Below are 18643 nucleotides of genomic sequence, written 5' to 3' on the forward strand. Positions count from 1 at the left end.
ACGCCTCTCCCACGCCAGGCCGGGCCCGGGAACACTCCAGGCGAAGCTCGGGAGCACTCCGGGCGGGGCCCGGGAAGGGCTCAGGAAGGGCCCGTCAGGCCGCCGGGCCCTCCTCCGGGGCGACGGCGGTGCCGTTGGCGCCGGGCAGGGCCCGGGTGCCGACGACCCTGGCGATCCAGCGGCCGGGGTCGCCGATCTCGTCCTGGGTCGGAAGCGTCTGCGGGGAGGTCCAGATCTTGTTGAAGTCGTCCATCCCGACCCGCTCGACGACCGTGCGGACGAAGGTCGAGCCCTCGGCGTACTGCTTCATCTTGAGGTCGACGCCGAGCAGCTTGCGGACCGTGCGGTCGAGCCGGGAGCCACCCTCGCGGCGGTGCTGGAACTTGGCGCGGATGTCGGCGACGGTCGGCACGACGGCGGGGCCGACCGCGTCCATCACGTAGTCGCCGTGCCCCTCGACCAGGGTCATCACCGCGGTGAGCCGGTCGAGGATCTCCTTCTGCTCGGGGGTCTGGATCGCGTCGATCAGGTTGCCCTCGCCGCCCCTGACGGCGTCGGCGACCGCGTCGGCCGCCGAGCGGAGCCGGTCGAGGAGCGTGCTCAGGTCCATGTCGGAGGCGAGCAGGAAGTCCGTCATCTGGGAGCGGACGTACTCCCTGAGCCAGGGCACACCGGTGAACTGCACCCGGTGGGTCTCCTCGTGCAGGCAGACCCACAGCCGGAAGTCACGCGGGTTGACGTCGAGCTCCTGCTCGGCGTGGACGATGTTGGGCGCCACCAGCGTCAGACGGCCCGCGGGCTGCCTGCCCGAGGGGTCGGGGGGCAGGAACAGCTCGTACTGCCCCAGGACGCGGGAGGCCAGGAAGGCCAGCACCGCGCCGACCTCGACCCCGGTGATGCGGGAGCCGACCGCGGTCACGATCGCGGGCGTCTGCTCCTTGCGGGCGGCCATCCGCTGGGTCAGCGGTTCGAGCACCACCCGGAAGCCCTCGACGTTGGCCTTGATCCAGCCCGGCCGGTCGACGACGGTCGCGGCCACGGGCGCGGTCTCGGTGTCGATCCGGGTGAACTCGCGGACGTGTCCCTCGGCGATTCTGGAGAGTTGCCGCAGCTCGGCGACCGCCCTGCGGGCCTCCTCTCGGCTCACTTGCGGCCCGGGGCGCACCAGGCGCGTTCCGGTCGCGACGGCAAGGTCCCAGTCGATCACCTGCATACCGTCCACCGTACGTGGTATCCGTACCGCCCGCGCGGTCAGTGTCGTCAATCAGCCTGCGGCGACGATGGCGGCGAGCCTGTCGAGGGCCGCCTCCGCCTTGCCCCAGCCGGGCGGGACCTTGTCGGCCATGAAGGCGAAGGTCACCAGGCGTCCGCCGCGTGTCACGGTCGTCCCGGCCAGCGCGTTGACCCCGTCCAGGGTGCCGGTCTTGGCGCGGATGAGGCCGTGGACCGCGTCGTCCTTGACGAAGCGGTGCCCCAGCGTGCCGGTGAACCCGGCGACGGGCATGCCGCTGATCACCGAGTGCAGGTGGGGGTTGGCCGGGGAGGTGGCCGCGGCGACGAGCCTGGCCAGGGCGGCCGGGGCGATGCGGTTCCTCGGGGACAGGCCGCAGCCGTCGAAGACCCGCACCCCCTGGGCCAGCTTCAGCCTGCCGAGCACCCCGAGCACGGCCTGCGCCGCCCCCTCGAAGGAGGCGGGCCTGCCCTCCTTGAGGGCCACCTGCCTGGCGAGGGCCTCGGTGAGGTCGTTGTCGCTGAGCGTCAGGGCCCGTTCGACCAGGGCGTAGACGGGAGCCGAGTCGACCCTGGCGATCTCCTGGGCCTCCTTGGGCGCCCTGACCCTGGCCTTGGTGACCTTGGCGGCCTTCACGCCGTACTTCGTCAGCAGCGAGACGAACGTGGCGTATGCCGTACGGGAGGGGTCGGAGACCCGCTGGTGGCTGCCCGGCGCGACCTTGCCCTCGTCGATCGCGAGCGCCGTCACGGGGGCGACGCTGCCCTCGGGCACGTAGCCGGGCTTCCAGGTCGGGGCGGTTCTCGGGCCGGTGTAGAGGCTGTCGTCGTAGGTGACGTTCACCATGGTGATCCCGGTCGCCTTGAGCGCCCTGGCCGTACGCATGGCCAGGACGGCCAGCGAGGCGGGCTGGGGGTAGACGCCGGGAGCCTTCCTGGCGCTCAGCGTGGGATCGCCCCCGCCGACCAGGGTGATCGACTTCGACGTCGGGCCGCGCACGACGCGGGTGCTGATCGTGGCGTCGGGGCCCAGTGAGGCCAGCGCCGCGACGGAGGTCGCGATCTTGGTCGTCGAGGCCGGGGTCACGCCCGTCTCGGCTCCGCTGCCGAAGAGCAGGGCGCCGGTCTCGACGTCGACGACCGCGGCGCCGACGCTGTCGCCCAGTGCGGGGTCCCCCAACGCCTCAGTGAGCTTCGCCGCCAAAGTACCCTTGGCAGGGAGAGGTCCGTTCCCCCGCGCGGCCAGCACCGGACCCGCGGTGATGACCGGGACGGGTGGAGGCGGCTCTGCCGAAGCGACCGGTTCGGGCGCCTTCTCAGTCAGCTCGTCGCTGGTGAGCAGGTGAGCGCCGGCCGCGACGACGAACAGTTGCAGCAAGACGAGAGTGACCAAGGCCACCCCCCGCTCGCGCCGCATTATGTCGCCGACCTCTCATCATTCGATACTTCTACGAGACATTAACGCCCATCCGGGGGTGCCCGGGGGCTTGAGCGGAGGAACACGCGGTGGAGTTCGACGTTCTCGTTGAGATTCCCAAGGGGCAACGGAACAAGTACGAGGTGGACCACGAGTCCGGCCGCATCAGGCTCGACCGGATGCTGTTCACCTCCACGCAGTACCCCGCCGACTACGGCTTCATCGAGGACACCCTCGGCGAGGACGGAGACCCCCTCGACGCTCTGGTGCTGCTTCAGGAGCCGACCTTCCCGGGGTGCCTGATCAAGTGCCGCGCGGTCGGGATGTTCCGCATGACGGACGAGAAGGGCGGTGACGACAAGGTGCTGTGCGTCCCGGCGACCGACCCGAGGATGGAGCACATCCGCGACATCCACCACGTCCCCGAGTTCGACCGCCTGGAGATCCAGCACTTCTTCGAGGTCTACAAGGACCTGGAGCCCGGCAAGTCGGTCGAGGGCGCCAACTGGGTCGGCCGCGTCGAGGCCGAGGAGGAGATCGCGCGGTCGATCAAGCGCGCCGAGGAGGCCGGCCACCAGCACTGATCCGCCGCCTGTCTGACACTGCGGATCCGCGCCCTCAGGCGGGGCGGGTCGCGCCGATGAGGTCCTTGCGCCACATCGGCGCGACCCGGACCACGTCCCCGGTCTGCGGGGCGTGCACCATCATGCCGTTTCCGATGTAGATGCCCACGTGCCGGATGTCGGCGGGTCTACGGGTACCACGGCCGAAGAAGAGCAGGTCCCCACGCTGCAGCCGGTCGTACGGCACGTGCCTGCCCGCGGTCCACTGGGTGCCCGTCCAGTGGTCCATCTTGACCCCGACCCTGGCCCAGGCCTGCATGGTGAGCCCTGAGCAGTCGTAGCCGGACGGTCCAGCGCTCGCCCACACGTAGGGCTTGTCGATCTGGGTCAGCGCCCAGTCCGCGACGACGTTCCCGCGTGTCTGCTCCGTGAGCGCGACGGCCTGGGTCGTCTGGACCGGCTGAACGACCTGGGCCGTCTGGGCCTTCTGCGCCTGCTGGGCCGCCGCGCGCGCCCTGGAGCGCCCCTTGGCCGCCCTTCGCCTCTTCCTGGCCGCCTCCCGCTCGGCGACCAGTCGCTGCGCGGTGGTCAGCGCCGTCTCGGCCTCCGTCCTGAGCCGGGCGCGTTCCAGGCTGAACCTGCGCACCTCGGCCGCCTGCCCGACCACGTCAGGGCCGAATCCGGAGACGGTCGTCCCGCTCTCGCCGTCCGGGCCGACGTTCCGCGCCTGGGCCAGGATCTCGTCCTCGTCCACCTCGGGGTCCGGCCTCACGGCCGTTGCGGCGGAGGCGCCAGGGGCGTCGGGGAGGGCCGAGAGCGCAGGGGTCGGCCCTCCCGCGCGTTCCAGGGCGACCAGTTCCTCCAGACGCCGTCTGGCCTCGTCCAGCCTGGCCGTGGCGTCGTCCAACTGTTTACTTCGCTCGACGGCCGCGGAGCGCGCCTCGGCGACCTCCTCGGCCGTGGGGCCGGTTCGGGTCTGGGACCAGGCCGTGGCTCCTGAACCGGCTTCCACGCCCGCGACCAGGCAGCATGCCAGTCCGGAGACCACCGCGACGACGTGACAACGCCTTCCGCGTACGGAGTGCATATTTCACCTCTCCCATAACGCCAACGAATCAGCGCATATCGCTATGTGTCACTGCATGACAGCTCGCTTGACTCCAGATTCCCCATAGTCACTCTTCGCACACATGTAACACACATAACGCGATCGGCGTCGTTCAGTGGGATTTCCTCTCAGGCGCATCAGGCATGGAAAATGCCGGGAACAACGCCCGAAGAAGGACCTTTCCCGCACAGACCCCCTGGTTCTCCCCCAGCCTTCATTACTCCCACATTCCCCGAAATTTCCCCCGCCTTTTAAAAATGCCGGAAAAGCAGGAAAAATCACATCAAAAAGCGTGCACAAAAAAGGGCTCCGGGTCTCGGAAGACCCGGAGCCCCACCAAAAAGGTGAAACACACTAAATGCCCGAAAGGCCCAATGTCACGGTCTGGCGTCCCCCGCGGCCATTCCCTGCCTGCCCCGATCCCTGGCGAAGGCGGCCGTCGTCGGCTTGACCGTGTGTACCGGCACGCTGCCGCCCAGCGCGAGCTGCTCGTAGGGACGGCTGCTCGACCCCCAGGTGTGCGCCTCGACCTCGGCCTTCGCGATCTGCTTGGTGTTCGGGACGCTCTCGATGTGCATGACGAAACGCCGCGTACTGTCCGAGCGGACGTCGTCGACGAACGCGCTCCCGCCGCCGAGCAGCTTGCCGTCCTTGTCCCGCAGCAGCGCGGTGACCTCCAGGCTGCCCGCGGGCAGCCGGTACGGCGTGCCGACGTAGCCGACGACCACGTAGCCGTTCTCCCTGCGCACGGTCATCACGTCGGTGACCGGGAACGGCTGGAAGGCCGAGACGATCCGCCCGGCGAGCCGCCACTCGGCGGGCCGGTAGTCGATGTCGACCCGGGTCGGCTGCTCGGTGGCGACCACCTCACCGCTGAACGGCAACAGCCCGGCGGGCGGCACGGCGTCCAGGGGCTGCTGCAACCGGATGATCTCCTTGCCCGCGGCGTCCTTGGCGATCACCGTGGCCACCACGTTCTCCCCGAAATGCCAGGGATTGCTGTTGGCGAGCACGCCGGCCCAGTTCACCACGTACCCCCCGTCCTTCTTGACGACGGACGAGACCTGCTCCTTGACCGTGAGCGGCTTGAGCGGAGCCGCCTCCCGCTGTTCGGGACCGGTGGAGCATCCGGCCAGGAGCAGCAGGGCGATGGCGCCGACGATTCGGGTACTGTGCGTCACATAGCCGTGATAACCCGTGGTTATTCGGGCTCACACCGGACACGCACGCCTCGGGGGAATTCTTTAACTGAGATTCCCTATGCCGGATTATTTGTACAGAATCCCCAAAGGCATGTTTCAGCGCTTCCTGACCACCCGGGTCTCGTCCCAGACGGGCTCCGACGACTCGTAGACCCTGCCGTCGGAGCCGAAGACCAGATAGCGGTCGAAGTCCTCGGCGAACCAACGGTCGTGGGTGACGGAGAGCACCGTCCCGTCGAAGGCGTTGAGCCCCTCCTGGAGGGCCTCGGCACTGGCCAGGTCGAGGTTGTCGGTCGGCTCGTCGAGCAGCAGCAGGGTGGTCCCGGACAGTTCGAGCAGCAGGATCTGCAGCCTGGCCTGCTGTCCGCCGGACAGCGTCTCGAACCGCTGGTCGCCCACGTCACCGGCCAGCTCGTAGCGCGAGAGCGCCTTCATGGCCTCGTTGCGCAGCTTCGCGTGCTCGGTCATGACGATCTCGCAGGGCGTCTTGCCGAGCAGTTCGGGACGGGCGTGGGTCTGCGCGAAGTGACCGGGCACGACCCGGGCACCGAGCCTGGACAGCCCGGTGTGCCGGATCTCCTCCCCGGCCAGCAGGCGCAGGAAGTGCGACTTGCCCGAGCCGTTCGAACCGAGCACCGCGACCCGCTCGCCGTACCAGACCTCCAGGTCGAACGGCTTCATCAGGCCGGTCAGTTCGAGGCTCTCGCAGATCACCGCGCGTTTGGCGGTACGGCCGCCGCGCAGGCGCATGCTGATGTTCTGGTCCCTCGGCGCGACCTCGGGCGGCCCGGCCTCCTCGAACCTGCGCAGCCGCGTCTGGGCGGAGTGGTAGGCGGCGGCCATGGTGTCCATGTACTTCGCCTTCTGGCCGAGCATGACGACCAGGCGCTTGAGCTTGGCGTGCTCCTCGTCCCAGCGGCGCCGCAGCTCGCCGAGGCGCTCGTTGCGGTCCTTCCTGGCCTGGGCGTAGGTGGCGAAACCGCCACCGTGGATCCAGATGTTTCCGGACTCGACGGTGACGATGCGGTCGGCGGCGTTGGCCAGGAGCTGCCGGTCGTGACTGACCAGCAGGACCGTCTTGGGCGTCTCGCGCAGCGCCTGCTCCAGCCAGATCTTGCCCGGCACGTCGAGGTAGTTGTCCGGCTCGTCCAGCAGCAGCGTCTGGTCGGGCCCGCGCAGCAGCGCCTCAAGGACCAGCCGCTTCTGCTCACCGCCAGAGAGCGTGTTGACCTCGCGGTACTTGCACCGGTCGTACGGCACGCCGAGCGCGGCCATGGTGCAGGTGTCCCAGAGCACCTCGATGTCGTAGCCGCCGGCGTCCCCGTAGTCGGAGATGGCCTGCGCGTAGCGCATCTGGGCCTTCTCGTCCTCGCGTTCCATCATCACCAGTTCGGCGGCCTCAAGCTTCTCCGCGGCCTGCCGTACGCCCAGGGGGGAGACGCCGAGGAGCAGGTCGTACACGGTGCGCCCGTCGCGGATGCTGCCGATGAACTGGCGCATCACCCCCAGGCCGCCCGAGCTGGCGACGCTGCCCTCGACGGGCTGGAGGTCGCCGGAGATCAGGCGCATCAGCGTCGTCTTGCCCGCCCCGTTGGGGCCGACGAGCGCGGCCTTGACCCCCTCGCCGACGCGGAACGACACGTCGTCGAGCAACGGCCGTCCGTCCGGGAGAACATAGGTCAGATGGCCAACCTCAACGTGCCCCACGCAAACCCCTCCTCAGGTCCTCGCGCAGGGTATCCGCCGATGTGAGAGGTTCGCACATCATTAATCCGCCGGGTACGGCGCCCGTACCCGGCGGCGGTCGGAGATCCTCGTCCCTGATGACCTCGGGGACCGTCTCCCGGCGCCCCCGCAGGCCGGAGAACAGGCCCTAGTAACCGGTGCTGAAGCGCTCCCTGACGAAGGAGCCGTTCTCCAGGACGTCGATCAGGGCCGCGGCGTAGTCGGGAACGGTGATGCGGGTGGCGATGCCGTCGATCGGGGTGTCGCCGCCCCTCACCTGGTAGACGCCGGTCCGCTCGCCGTCGACCAGGTAGGCCGGGGGCGGGCTGCCGTAGGACCAGTCGAGCGCGTCGCCCTCGGCCCGCAGCAGGTCGAGCGCCTTCGCCTGGGACGTGGCCTCCTCCAGATACTCCTTGGGGAAGTCGGGGCCGTCGACGAAGCGCTGTCCCGGGGCGGCCTCAAGGCTGCCGCCGCCGCCCACGACCAGCACCCGCGTCACACCGGCTCCGGGCAGCACGTCGATCAGGTTCCGTACGGCCCCCGGCACGTCCCCCTTCACGGCGAGGATCACCGCGTCGTAGCCGGACAGTTTCTCGGCGACCGAGGCGGGGTCGAGCACGTCGATCGCGACGCCGTTCTCCAGCCCGGAGACGTTCCTGGCCAGACCCACGGCCTCGTGGCCACGGTCACCGGCCTCCTTCAGTACGGCCGAGCCGATGTGGCCGGTCGCTCCGACGACTGCGATCTTCATCCGTTGTCCTTTCCGACACGCTCAAGGAAGTCGGCGATAAGAGGGGTTATTTCCGGAAGTTTCTCTTCGAGAGCGAAATGGCCGGTATCGAAAAGGTGCAGCTCGGCCTCGGGCACGTCCCGCAGGTACGCCCTGGCCCCCTCCGCGACGAAGAAGGGGTCGTTGCTCCCCCAGACGACCAGCGTCGGCGGCCGGTTGGCGCGCAGCCACTCCTGCCACTCGGGGTAGCGCGCCACGTTGCTCCGGTAGTCGAAGGCCAGCGCGACCTGCGCCTCCTTGCGACCGGGCAGATCGAGGAAGTGCTGGTCGAGGGTCCAGCCGTCAGGAGAGATCGTCTCCGGGTCCGACGTCCCGCCCTCGTACTGCCCCCTGGTCGCCTCCAGGGTCAGCAGCCCCCGGACCTGGTCCTCCTGACCCGGGCCGAGCGCGATGAACCCGCGCGCCTGCTCGCTCAGCCCCTCCTCGTAGGCGTTGCCGTTCTGCACCACCAGGCCCGCGACCAGTTCGGGCCGCCGTACGGCCAGCCGGAAGCCGACCGGCGCGCCGAAGTCGAACATGTAGACCGCGAACCGCCCGAGCCTGAGCCGGTCGACGAAGCCCTCGACCACGTCGGCGAGCCGGTCGAAGGAGTAGACGAACCCGTCGGGGGCCTGGGTGTGCCCGAAGCCGGGGTAGTCGGGAGCCACGAGGTGGAACCGGTCTCCCAGGGCGTCGATCAGCCTTCTGAACTGGTGTGACGCCGACGGGAAACCGTGCAGCAGGAGCAGCGTCTGAGCGTCGGCGGGACCGGCCTCACGGTAGAAGACCCGCACCCCGTCCACGTCGACGAACCGGTGGGCGATGTTCATCACATGCTTCTTTCGCTCGAAGACGCATTAGTTATAGCGCTCGATCATCTAATGCGTCAACGCGACGAAGTACCATTAGAGCCATGGACCTCCCGCTGACCGGCGAGCCCCTCGCCCTCGACCTGATCAACACCAAGGGCGGCTCCCCCGAAGGGCCCGTCGACCACCTCGCGACCCTCGACGGCCTGCGCCGGTGGCTGGCCTCGCAGGAGCACCGCCTGCCCCAGCCCACCGCCGCCCTGACCGAGGCCGACCGCGCGGCCGTCGTCGAACTGCGCGAGGCCGTCGCGACCGTGGTGGATCTGGCGCGCCGGGGCCTCGAACCGCCGGAGCGGGCGCTGCGGGCGCTGAGCGACGCCGACCGGCTGGCCTCGCCGTACCGGACGTTGGACTGGCGGGAGGGGCGGGTGGTCGTGGGGGCCGAGCGGGAGGGCGACTACCGCTCGACGCTGCTTTCGCTGCTGGCGGGCGCCACGATCGACCTGCTCGCCGGGCCGATCGGGACCGTGCGTGACTGCGACGGGCCGGGCTGCTGCATGCTGTTCCTGCCCGCGCACCCCCGGCGCCGCTGGTGTTCGCCCGAGCTGTGCGGCAACCGGGTGCGGGTCGCGCGCTACTATCGCCGCCACGCGGGCCGGGAGCCCCAGGCGTAGGATCACCGGCATGCCCGAGGTGATCGTCCGGCCGTCCGCACGGATCCTGCTGGTCGACGACCGCGACCGCGTCCTGCTCTTCCACGGACCCGGCATGGGGAAGGACTCCAGCCACGCCTGGTTCACCCCCGGCGGGGGCCTCGCGGACGGTGAGACCGCGCCACAGGCCGCGGCCCGCGAGCTGTTCGAGGAGACCGGGCGGCGGGCCTCGCCCGAGGACCTCGGCCCCGTCGTGGCCACCAGCTCAGGGCACTGGGTCCACAAGGACGGCAGGCTGTTCCTCTCCCAGGACTCCTTCTTCTTCCTGCGGACCGGCGGGGGCGAGATCGACGACTCCGGCATGGAGCTCGATGATCGACCGGTCCCGCTGGTGGTCGCTGCCCGACCTGCGCGCGACCCGGGAATCGGTCATCCCCCTCGGTCTGGCGGCCCTGCTCGGGGACCTGCTCTCCGGCGCCGTGCCCGCCGAGCCCGTCGTCTTCCCCTGGCACCACCCGGAGCCGCCACTCTGATCCTCGCCCCGGATCATCCAGGCGAAAACTGACGTACCTGGCTATTACAGTGTTGATCCTTGTCGGGTGATCGCCTCGGGGAGACGTCAGATGCAAGCCAAGGGGCAGTCAGCCGAAATCATGGTCGCCGGCCCGCAAGGCCTTCTGGACGATGGTCGGCTTCCTGGCCCTCATCTGGGCGGTCCAGGTCGTCAACTGGATCTCCGGTTACGCCCTGAGTTACCAGTACGGCGTGCGCGGCTGGACCCCCTCCACCCTGCCCGGCATCGCGACGTCGCCGTTCCTGCACTGGAGCTGGGAGCACATCGAGGCCAACTCGGGACCGCTGTTCGTCTTCGGCTTCCTGTCCGCCTACCGGGGAGTCGTCAGGTTCCTCGGCGTGACCGGCCTCATCATCCTGGTCAGCGGCCTGGGCGAATGGCTCACCGCCGGCTCGACGAGCGTCGCCGTGGGCGCGAGCGGCGTCGTCTTCGGCTACTTCGGTTACGTGCTGGTGCGCGGCGCCTTCGACCGGCACCTGATCGACATCGTGGTCGGCGTCGTCATGGCGCTGTGCTTCGCCTACCAGATCACCGGGGGACTGCTGCCCCAGGAGGGCGTCGCCTGGCAGGGCCACGTGTTCGGCTTCCTGGGCGGTCTGCTCGGCGGCTGGCTGTTCCGGAACCGTGCCCACGCCGCCGCCTCCGCCTCCGCCCCCGCCTCCAGGGCGGGCGCCGCCAAGCCCTCCTCCCCCGAGGACTCCCGAGCCGCCCTGCTGAAGGAACTGGACGACCTCGGCCTCTGAGACACCCCGCCGGGCGTCGTCGTGCGCATGGTGGTCAAGGGGTTCCCCATCGTCACGAAGACCAGGGGTCGCCTGGCCTGCGTCACCCGCCCGGACCGTCGCCGGTCATTCGGTCACCTCGATTTCCCCCGTCTTCCAGAAGCGCCGCAGCGGGCCGCAGCAGTACCACACCAGGAAACCGGCCGCCGCGCACATGAGACCGGCCGTCGGCACGTCGCCGCTGAAAAGCGTGACGATCCCACCGATGGCCAGGCCCAGCGTCATCGGCACCAGGAGAAGGAGAGCGATCACGACCCAGAACCGCCGCATACCGCGCACGGTGTCGCTGGTCGTGGATTTCACCGCCGCCCAGACCTCCCCGTGATCCGTTCGCTCGGACAGACCGTCCGGGGAGGCGGAAAGCGGTGAGGGGTTCCCGGGCGGCGACGGGGCGTTCGTCGGCGCCCGAAGCGCGGAGTCAGGGAGAGTGGGCGGGGCCGGCTGGGCGGTGACCTGCGCCTGCGGAGAGCCGGTCTTTCCCAGAAGGGCCTGGAAGCCCTTCCAGGTGAAGGACGCGGCACCGAACCACAACACGAGCTTTCCGAACAGGTCCAGCCACCAGAGCCAGCCCGCCAGGGCACATATTCCGGCCACCCCGAAAAGCGAAAGGCCGATGTAAACCCGTTCCTTCTTCACGCCGCACCCCTCAAAAGAGTCGGGACCTTCCTGTTGAGACGAACGGCGGCCGCTCATTGTTCTGAGAGAGCGGGCAATGACCGACAGCGTTTCTGAGGGCCGGCCGTGAAGCCGCCCCACAGCGGGCAGAAAACGGAAACGACACGACGTCCTTTTCCATCCCCTGATCTCACGGATGAGCGGTGGGCGCTGATCGAGTCACCGCTCCCGGCGCGCGCCGGACGGCCGCGGGCGCCGGGACATCGTGGATGCGACCCCGTCCGCGGTGCGGACCGGTCGCGCCCGGCCGACGCCCTGGGCCAAGCCGGGGCAGGGGTTCGCGACCCGGGCCACGGTCGCTCGAACGGGTCCGACGAGACCGGCGATCGACGCCCGAACACCCCCGGCCCGGCGGGACGAGCCGGGGTGCAAACCACCGCCAACCCCATCGAACTGGTCGAGTTGTCCCGGCCTCACTAAGGCCGTCAACAAAGCGGTCTCTCCAAAGACACGGAAAAGAACGCGCCAGTACTTGGTCAGGTTCTAACTTGCACCCCATGCCTCCACGCGAAGAAACCGCCCTGCTCCTTGATGGGCGGCCGCCATTACTGTCCAGAGCGCTTTTGTTGCGCTTTGTAACCGTGGTCGGCGCTCTGGGAAGTCTGTTCCTCCTGATGTCGGTCGTGCCGCTGCGCGCGACGGCCTCCGGCGGGCAGGACGCCGCCGGGCTGACCACGGGAGCGCTGATGCTGGCCACGGTGGTCGGCGAACTGGCCGCCCCGCGCGTCGTCACCCGGTACGGCCACCGCCTCCCCCTGGCCGCGGGACTCGTCCTGCTCGGCGTGCCCGCCCTGCTGCTGACCGTCTCCGACGACCTCACGTGGACCGTGGTGATCTGCCTGCTGCGCGGCCTGGGGTTCGCGCTCACGATCGTCGCGGGCGGCACGCTGACCGCCGCGCTGATCCCGCCGGAGCGCCGCGCCGAAGGGCTGGGGCTCGTCGGCGTCGTGTCCGGCGTGCCGTCCCTGGTGGGACTGCCGCTCGGGATCTGGCTGGCCAACCGCGTGAACTACGAGACCGTGTTCGTCCTGGCGGCCCTCGTCGCGCTGGTCGCGCTCCTGGCGGTGCCCGGCCTTCCCGAGGGCCGGGACCTGCCGGGGCCGACGATCGGGGTGGCCGCGGGCTTCCGCACCGGCGCCCTGGTCAGGCCCGCGACCGTCCTGGCCACCACCGCCCTCGGCTCGGGGATCGCCGTCACGTTCCTGCCGCTTGCCGTACCGGACGAGCTTGACGGCCTGGTGGCCACGGCCCTGTTCGTGCACCCTGCCGCCGCCACCGTCGCCCGCTGGCTCGCCGGCCGTCACGGCGACCGGTACGGCTCCGCCGGGCTCGTGGTGCCCGCCCTGCTGGCCTCGGCCGCCGGGATGCTCCTGACCGCGCTGACCAACGACGCCGTCGCCGTCGTCACCGGGGTCGTGCTGTTCAGCGCGGGCTTCGGGATCGCCCAGAACGCCACCCTGACGTTGATGTACGCCCGGGTCACGGCCTCCGGGTACGGCACGGTCACCGCCCTGTGGAACTTCGCCTACGACGCGGGCATGGGGATCGGCGCCGTCGCCTTCGGCATGGTCGCCCAGCGGACCGGCTATCCCCTCGCCTTCGCCCTGACCGCCGTCCTCACCATGACCGCCCTTCTGCCCGCCCTCACCGATCGCGCAGCCAACGGCTGAGCCGGAGACCCCCGCGCCGGACGAGCCCGTCAAGCCTGCCGCGCGGGGCCGAGGAGACCCTCCCACCGTTCGACGGGTACGGCACGGCCTGGCCTGCCGCCGCGCCGTCGATCTCTCTCATCGGCCCCGGACGCCCGTGCGCTCACCCGCCGACGGCGGAGAGCACCCCACCCCGGGGACGCACGCCGTACCTCGTGAGAACCACACTCCGCCACGGCGATTTCTGTGCGCCGAAACTGGGGTTTTCGGTGCGTCCAGGGAAGGAAACCGCCCCATCGTTTCTTTAGTGGCTGTTCGGGAGGGTTCAGCGGATTCTCACACTTTTGCCTGGTGTCTGCCGTGTTCGCATGACTTGGCCATCGGATAAATCCATATGTGTCCCATTACACACGCCATATCCGGCAACCCTCACCCGGGTGTCAACCGTCCGTCTTCTGGCCCCTGCCCCATGCCCCGCGAACGGAGACGACCATGACCGACCATGAGCGGCGGCTGATCGACCTGCTCGGCAGCATTCATCGCGGCTGGCGCTACGAGGCACGCGACCTGCCCGGCCTGCCCCGGTGGTGGGCGCACCGCTACCAGCCGGTCACCCCCACCCAGCACGCCGCGGGGGCGCGTGACTCCGTCGCTCGCACCACCATCCACCGTCTCGCCCGGGCCCTCGGCCACCAGGACGAGATCATCCACCTCATCCGCAACTGACCCCGTACAGGAACCCTTCATGACCAGCATCGTCAGCCCCGACGGAACCTTCACCACCGAAACCGGCGCCACAGAACGGCTTCTCACCCCCGCCGAGGTCGCCCGCGTCTTCGGCGTCGACCCCAAGACCGTCAACCGATGGGCCCTGACAGGAAAGATCCCCTCCGTCCGCACCCCCAGCGGCCAACGCCGCTACCGCGAAGGCGACATCCGCGCGCTGCTCCACCCCGACCGTCAGGGATGACCGCAGGAACGGCCGCAGAACCGGATCGCGGCTGACACAAAAATCGATATTCATGAGCGTCGAAAGAATGCGCTGACGCCGGAGAATTGAGCGGGGCCCGCTCGGGTGACCAAGGGGGGAGCCCACGAGTCGCGCCCCGCGCAATCATCGTCCGGCAGACATCCTCACGAATCCAGAATATGAGTTGCCTAAGCCGCCGGGAGAACCGCAGGATTTTCCCTGTCCCCCTCTCCTCGAAAGGCGTCGAGATGGCACTGTCGTGTTCTTTTCTGGTCGCGACGACGTCGCTGACCCTGCTCGCCCCACACCAGACGGCCCTCGCGTCACCGGATCCGGTGACGGTCATGGAAAAGCTCATGACCCCGGGAAACGGGGTGACCACCTCGGCGAAATGGAAGTTCTGGCTGAGTGACAGACCGGCCACATCGACGATCACCTTCCACACCACGGGGGTCCTGGCCTTCGGAAAGGGCCGGGCGGTGGCAGCGGACGCCACCCGCCTCAGCAGCGGCGGCAGGAAGGTCAGGTTCCGCGTCGTCGGAGGGAGGACCTACGCCTCGGGGGGAGCCTGGTCGGACATGCTGCCCCAGGGAAAGACGTGGGCCCGCAGCTCGATTCTCGATTATCAGCCGTACGAGTTCACCGAGCAGGACATCAACATCTTCGAACCCACGACCCTGCGTGAACTTCTGAAATCCGCCCGGTCCGACAGGGGAACCACCACGACACGCTATTCCGGTTCCATCACCGTGAAAGCGCTGTGCGCGGTCTCACCCTCATGCAGGTCGGAGTACGGCAAGAAGGTCAACGCCGATATCTCCTGGCAGCTCTGGACCAACGAAAAGGGCCAGGTGGTGCGGCTGTTCGCGAAGTGGGTTCTTGCGAAGACCGCCAAGAACCCGATCAGCAGCAATACCGAGGCCGACACCTCCTACAGCGGCTGGGGAAGCCGGGTCTCCGTCAGCGTTCCTCCCGCGAACCAGGTGGCCAAGGTCGACTGACCGCACGCGTCCCGTCCTCCCGTCGGGAACCCGCGACCGGAGGACTCGACGGTGGACGTCCGAACCACGAACGCGCGGGTCGCGAAGGCCGTCCGCCACGACCCGCGTTCGGTTCAGGGAGCGCCGTCCGAGGTCGCCTCGGGCTTCGTGTGGAGGATCTCGCGGGCCTGGTCCGCGGCGCGAACGATGCTCTCGGAGACAAAGGTGACGAAGCGAGCGATGTTCTCCAGGCGGGCGGCGGCCGGGGTGCCGGGGCCGAGAACGCGGACGCCCTGCCGCGCCACCTCGCCGAGATGGGCGGTGGCGCGGGCGCTGGCCATCATCGACTGGTACAGGACGTCGTCGTCGACCACATAGCGTTCACGGCGGCGTTCGTCGCGTTCACGACGGACAAGACCCTGGTCCTCAAGGAACGCGATCGCCTTGGAGACGGACGCGGGGCTGGCCTGGAGGCGCCCGGCGAGTTCGGAGGCGGTGAGGCTGCCCGCGTCGGTGGCGTAGAGGCTGGCCAGCGCCTTGGCCGTCATCTTGGGCAGGCCCGACCGCATGAAGACGGTGGCGAACTCCTCTTCGTACTCACGCACCGCCTCGGCATCGCGTCCGTGGGCCTGCGGGGCCGTGTCGAGGCTCCGGGGCGCGGCCCTCCTGCGGCGGACACGGCGTTCGGTGGCGCGGTGGGCCAGGTCGGCGCGGTAGGCGGTGGGACCGCCGTTGCGCATCACCTCGCGTGTGATCGTCGAGGTGGGACGGTCAAGGCTCCTGGCGATCTCCGCGTAGGCCAGGCCGTCGGCCAGTCCCAGCGCGATCTGCTGGCGGTCCTGCTGGGTGAGCCTGCCTCCTGGCATCAGGGTCTCCTTCGTGGTCTGCGACCTGTCCAGCATAGCGTTCAATCTCGATCCATTGCAACGCACCAGCCGGTGCCCGTTGCGTTGAAAGTGGACCCATCGCAACGATTTACATGCTTTTACCTGCTTGTTTGTCTCATACACGCAACAGTGATGTTGCTCAATCCCAAAAGGCAACGTAGCGTTTCCATTGTTCGAAACGACAGCCCGCAGGAGAGCACATGAAGACCTTCAACACCCCCGCCCCCATCTCCGTCGTCCTGGACGTCCCCGCGGGACGCGTCCAGCTCATCGCCGCCGACCGGGCCGACACCACGGTCGAGATCCTGCCCACGGACCCCTCGAAGGGCCGCGACGTGACGGCGGCGGAGCAGACCAGGGTCGAATACGGCGACGGCGTCCTGCGGGTCACGGCCCCGGCGGGGAGGAACCAGTTCCTCGGCCCCTCGGGATCCGTCGAGGTGACCGTACGGCTGCCCGCAGGCTCCCACGTCGAGGCGAAGGTGGCCGACGCCGAGTTCCGGGGCGTCGGACAGTTCGGCGACGTCGCCTTCGAGGGCGCGCACGGCCCGGTCGTGATCGACGAGGCCGCGAGTGCCCGCATCACCACCGCCGCAGGCGACATCTCGGTCGGTCGGCTCAACGGTCCCGCGGAGATCAACGTCAGCAAGGGCGACATCCGCGTCACCGAGGCCGTACGCGGCACGGTCGTGCTGCGCACCGAGGCCGGAGGGGTGTCGATCGGCGCCGCCCCCGGAGTCTCGGCCTCCCTGGACGCCGGCACCTCCTACGGCCGGGTCCACAACTCGCTCAACAACACCGAGGGCGCCGCCGCCCAGCTCGTCATCCACGCGACCACCGCCCACGGCGACATCGTCGCCCGCGGTCTCTGACCCGCGACCTTCGTCCGTCCGCTCGACGTTCACCACGGTTCACAGCAGAAGGAGCGCACCACCATGTCCGTCACCCACACCAGCCAGGATCGTCCGGAGCTGCGGAAGGCCGTCCAGGAGATCGTCGATTCGGGTTTCACCGGGGTGCACCTGCGCGTGCACGACGACCGGGGCGAGTGGACCGGTAGCGCCGGGGTGGGCGAGCTGGGCGGGCCCGACGAGCCACCGGCCAACGGACACGTCCGGATCGGCAGCAACACCAAGACCTTCGTCGCGGCTTTGGTCCTGCTGCTCGTGGCCGAGGGCAGGATCGAGCTGGACACCCCGGCGGACGACCACCTGACCGGGTTCGGGCTTGACCGGCGGATCACCGTACGGATGCTGTTGCAGCACACCAGCGGGGTGTTCAACTTCACCGGCGAGTACTACGACGACGCGACGTTCGCGCCGGGAATCCCCTGCCAGGGCAAGGAGTGGGTGGACGACCGGTTCAGGACCTACCGGCCGGAGGAGTTGGTACGGCTGGCGCTGTCCAAGCCCGCGCGGTTCGAGCCGGGGACGGACTGGAGCTACTCCAACACCAACTACGTGCTGGCCAGGCTGCTGGTCGAGAAGGTCACCGGCCGCTCACTCGCCGAGGAGATGCGGCGGCTGATCCTGGAACCGCTCGGGCTGTCGGACACCGTGGTGCCCGACGGCCCGGAGATCCCCGGGCCACACGCCCACGCCTACTACCGCTACCAGGACGGCGACCTGCAGAGGACGATCGACGTCACCCGCCACGACCCCTCCTGGATCTCCAGCGGCGGTGACATGATCTCGACCGCCCGGGATCTGCACACGTTCGTCTCCGCGCTCGTGGGCGGCAGGCTCCTGCCGGCTCCACTGTTGGCCGAGATGTGCACGCCGCACCCCAAGGCCGGCTACGGCCTGGGCGTGTTCGTGCAGGACACGGAGTGCGGCGGCACCGTCATCACCCACAACGGCGGCATCACGGGCCATGCGGCGCTGATGTACAGCACGCCCGACGGCGGCACGACCCTGACCGCCTCGCTGAACTACGTGGACGACTCCGCGATGTCCCTGGCCGGGGCGTTCCAGAAGGTGATCCGGATGCTCGTCTCGGAGGTCTTCTGCGGCGGGCGGTCCGGATCGCCTGACGAGACGGCCGACCCGGCACAGCCCGCGAACTGAGCGTCGCCGTACTCCGGGAGGCGTCGTGGTGAAGGATGCGGGAATGAGTGCTTTCGAGATTCGGCCCGCACGGGGCGGGGACGGCGACGGGGTCGCGGGGGCTTGGCGGGACTCGGCCGAGTACTACCGGGAAATGGCGCCGAAGGAGTTCCAGGTTCCGTCCGAGGACGGCCTCTCCGAATGGCTGGAGAACAAACTGGTCGACCACGACGAGAGCACGCTCGCCCTCGTCGCCGACCACGCCGGACAGGCCGTGGGGTTCGTCCACGCCACCTTCCTGCCGCCGCACGCGGAGGCCGAGCGGCAGATGACCCGGGACGTCGGCCTGCCCAGGGTGTTCGTCAACGCCCTGGCCGTACGGCGTGCGCACTGGCGGGGCGGGGCGGGCACCGGGCTGATGCGGGCGGTCGAACGGTGGGGACGGGAGCGCGGGGCCCGGCTGCTCACCCTGGAGGCGTTCGCGGGCAGCCCCGTCTCCGTGCCGTTCTACGAGAACGGAATGGGCTACGACCGCTACGCCATCGTCTTCGCCAAACCGCTCTGAGACGTGACGATCGCGGTCGGTGACCGTTTCTGAGCGGTGA

Annotated in this window: 20 protein-coding genes; 11 read left to right on the forward strand and 9 right to left on the reverse strand. The window is 69.3% G+C overall.

What is annotated here, in order from left to right:
* Window positions 1-94: 94 nt before the first annotated feature.
* Together ACFOYY_RS07810 and dacB are read right to left on the reverse strand one after the other, a co-directional pair.
* Window positions 95-1213 carry a zinc-dependent metalloprotease gene (locus ACFOYY_RS07810; RefSeq protein WP_352014784.1) on the reverse strand — a complete coding sequence of 373 codons (1119 nt, stop codon included), beginning with the start codon at window positions 1211-1213 and terminating at the stop codon, window positions 95-97.
* A gap of 51 nt (window positions 1214-1264) precedes the next feature.
* Window positions 1265-2629, reverse strand: coding sequence for a D-alanyl-D-alanine carboxypeptidase/D-alanyl-D-alanine endopeptidase (gene dacB, locus ACFOYY_RS07815; RefSeq protein WP_386188928.1), 1365 nt, complete (start codon window positions 2627-2629; stop codon window positions 1265-1267).
* Between the two features lie 107 nt (window positions 2630-2736).
* Between dacB and ACFOYY_RS07820 the strand changes: the two genes are divergently transcribed.
* Window positions 2737-3231 carry an inorganic diphosphatase gene (locus tag ACFOYY_RS07820; RefSeq protein ID WP_352014786.1) on the forward strand — a complete coding sequence of 165 codons (495 nt, stop codon included), beginning with the start codon at window positions 2737-2739 and terminating at the stop codon, window positions 3229-3231.
* A 34-nt stretch (window positions 3232-3265) separates the two neighbouring features.
* Here the strand turns inward: ACFOYY_RS07820 and ACFOYY_RS07825 are convergent, their stop codons facing one another.
* The 5 genes from ACFOYY_RS07825 to ACFOYY_RS07845 form a co-directional block, all read right to left on the reverse strand.
* Window positions 3266-4297, reverse strand: coding sequence for a C40 family peptidase (locus ACFOYY_RS07825; protein ID WP_386188930.1), 1032 nt, complete (start codon window positions 4295-4297; stop codon window positions 3266-3268).
* A 398-nt stretch (window positions 4298-4695) separates the two neighbouring features.
* Window positions 4696-5499 (reverse strand): hypothetical protein, encoded by an 804-nt coding sequence (locus ACFOYY_RS07830; protein ID WP_352014788.1) that lies wholly within the window; start codon window positions 5497-5499, stop codon window positions 4696-4698.
* 117 nt (window positions 5500-5616) lie between these two features.
* Entirely contained in the window at window positions 5617-7227 is a 1611-nt protein-coding gene (locus ACFOYY_RS07835) for an ABC-F family ATP-binding cassette domain-containing protein (RefSeq protein ID WP_386188933.1), read from the reverse strand.
* A 166-nt stretch (window positions 7228-7393) separates the two neighbouring features.
* Window positions 7394-7996, reverse strand: coding sequence for an NAD(P)-dependent oxidoreductase (locus ACFOYY_RS07840; protein WP_352014790.1), 603 nt, complete (start codon window positions 7994-7996; stop codon window positions 7394-7396).
* Window positions 7993-8844, reverse strand: a complete 852-nt coding sequence (locus ACFOYY_RS07845) for an alpha/beta fold hydrolase (protein WP_386188935.1) — start codon at window positions 8842-8844, stop codon at window positions 7993-7995. Before ACFOYY_RS07845 ends, ACFOYY_RS07840 begins: the two co-directional genes overlap by 4 nt.
* A gap of 83 nt (window positions 8845-8927) precedes the next feature.
* Between ACFOYY_RS07845 and ACFOYY_RS07850 the strand changes: the two genes are divergently transcribed.
* The 3 genes from ACFOYY_RS07850 (at window position 8928) to ACFOYY_RS07860 (ending at window position 10793) form a co-directional block, all read left to right on the forward strand.
* The gene (locus tag ACFOYY_RS07850) at window positions 8928-9497 is read left to right on the forward strand and encodes a CGNR zinc finger domain-containing protein (protein ID WP_352014792.1); all 570 of its coding nucleotides are present in this window, start codon (window positions 8928-8930) and stop codon (window positions 9495-9497) included.
* Between the two features lie 10 nt (window positions 9498-9507).
* A complete protein-coding gene (locus ACFOYY_RS07855) occupies window positions 9508-10041 on the forward strand; it encodes an NUDIX domain-containing protein (protein ID WP_386188937.1) in 534 nt (177 codons plus the stop codon).
* A gap of 119 nt (window positions 10042-10160) precedes the next feature.
* On the forward strand, window positions 10161-10793 hold the full coding sequence (locus ACFOYY_RS07860; RefSeq protein ID WP_386188939.1) for a rhomboid family intramembrane serine protease: 633 nt from the start codon (window positions 10161-10163) through the stop codon (window positions 10791-10793).
* Between the two features lie 105 nt (window positions 10794-10898).
* Here ACFOYY_RS07860 and ACFOYY_RS07865 read toward each other — a convergent pair whose 3' ends face one another.
* Entirely contained in the window at window positions 10899-11588 is a 690-nt protein-coding gene (locus ACFOYY_RS07865; RefSeq protein WP_386188941.1) for a hypothetical protein, read from the reverse strand.
* Window positions 11589-12073: 485 nt separating this feature from the next.
* On the opposite strand from ACFOYY_RS07865, the gene ACFOYY_RS07870 reads away from it, so the two are divergent.
* The 4 genes from ACFOYY_RS07870 (at window position 12074) to ACFOYY_RS07885 (ending at window position 15127) form a co-directional block, all read left to right on the forward strand.
* The gene (locus tag ACFOYY_RS07870; protein ID WP_362780893.1) at window positions 12074-13177 is read left to right on the forward strand and encodes an MFS transporter; all 1104 of its coding nucleotides are present in this window, start codon (window positions 12074-12076) and stop codon (window positions 13175-13177) included.
* A gap of 471 nt (window positions 13178-13648) precedes the next feature.
* The gene (locus ACFOYY_RS07875) at window positions 13649-13882 is read left to right on the forward strand and encodes a hypothetical protein (RefSeq protein ID WP_352014797.1); all 234 of its coding nucleotides are present in this window, start codon (window positions 13649-13651) and stop codon (window positions 13880-13882) included.
* A 19-nt stretch (window positions 13883-13901) separates the two neighbouring features.
* The gene (locus ACFOYY_RS07880) at window positions 13902-14126 is read left to right on the forward strand and encodes a BldC family transcriptional regulator (RefSeq protein WP_352014798.1); all 225 of its coding nucleotides are present in this window, start codon (window positions 13902-13904) and stop codon (window positions 14124-14126) included.
* Between the two features lie 344 nt (window positions 14127-14470).
* A complete protein-coding gene (locus ACFOYY_RS07885) occupies window positions 14471-15127 on the forward strand; it encodes a hypothetical protein (protein ID WP_386188944.1) in 657 nt (218 codons plus the stop codon).
* 113 nt (window positions 15128-15240) lie between these two features.
* Here ACFOYY_RS07885 and ACFOYY_RS07890 read toward each other — a convergent pair whose 3' ends face one another.
* Window positions 15241-15972, reverse strand: a complete 732-nt coding sequence (locus tag ACFOYY_RS07890; RefSeq protein ID WP_352014923.1) for a GbsR/MarR family transcriptional regulator — start codon at window positions 15970-15972, stop codon at window positions 15241-15243.
* 221 nt (window positions 15973-16193) lie between these two features.
* Between ACFOYY_RS07890 and ACFOYY_RS07895 the strand changes: the two genes are divergently transcribed.
* The 3 genes from ACFOYY_RS07895 to ACFOYY_RS07905 all read left to right on the forward strand — a co-directional run bounded on the left by ACFOYY_RS07895 (window position 16194) and on the right by ACFOYY_RS07905 (window position 18603).
* Window positions 16194-16865, forward strand: coding sequence for a DUF4097 family beta strand repeat-containing protein (locus tag ACFOYY_RS07895; protein WP_362780885.1), 672 nt, complete (start codon window positions 16194-16196; stop codon window positions 16863-16865).
* 63 nt (window positions 16866-16928) lie between these two features.
* Entirely contained in the window at window positions 16929-18059 is a 1131-nt protein-coding gene (locus ACFOYY_RS07900; protein ID WP_386188946.1) for a serine hydrolase domain-containing protein, read from the forward strand.
* A gap of 43 nt (window positions 18060-18102) precedes the next feature.
* A complete protein-coding gene (locus ACFOYY_RS07905) occupies window positions 18103-18603 on the forward strand; it encodes a GNAT family N-acetyltransferase (RefSeq protein WP_386188948.1) in 501 nt (166 codons plus the stop codon).
* The last annotated feature ends 40 nt before the right edge of the window (window positions 18604-18643 follow it).

This window comes from Streptosporangium jomthongense (assembly GCF_042650425.1).
Taxonomy (GTDB): Bacteria; Actinomycetota; Actinomycetes; order Streptosporangiales; family Streptosporangiaceae; genus Streptosporangium.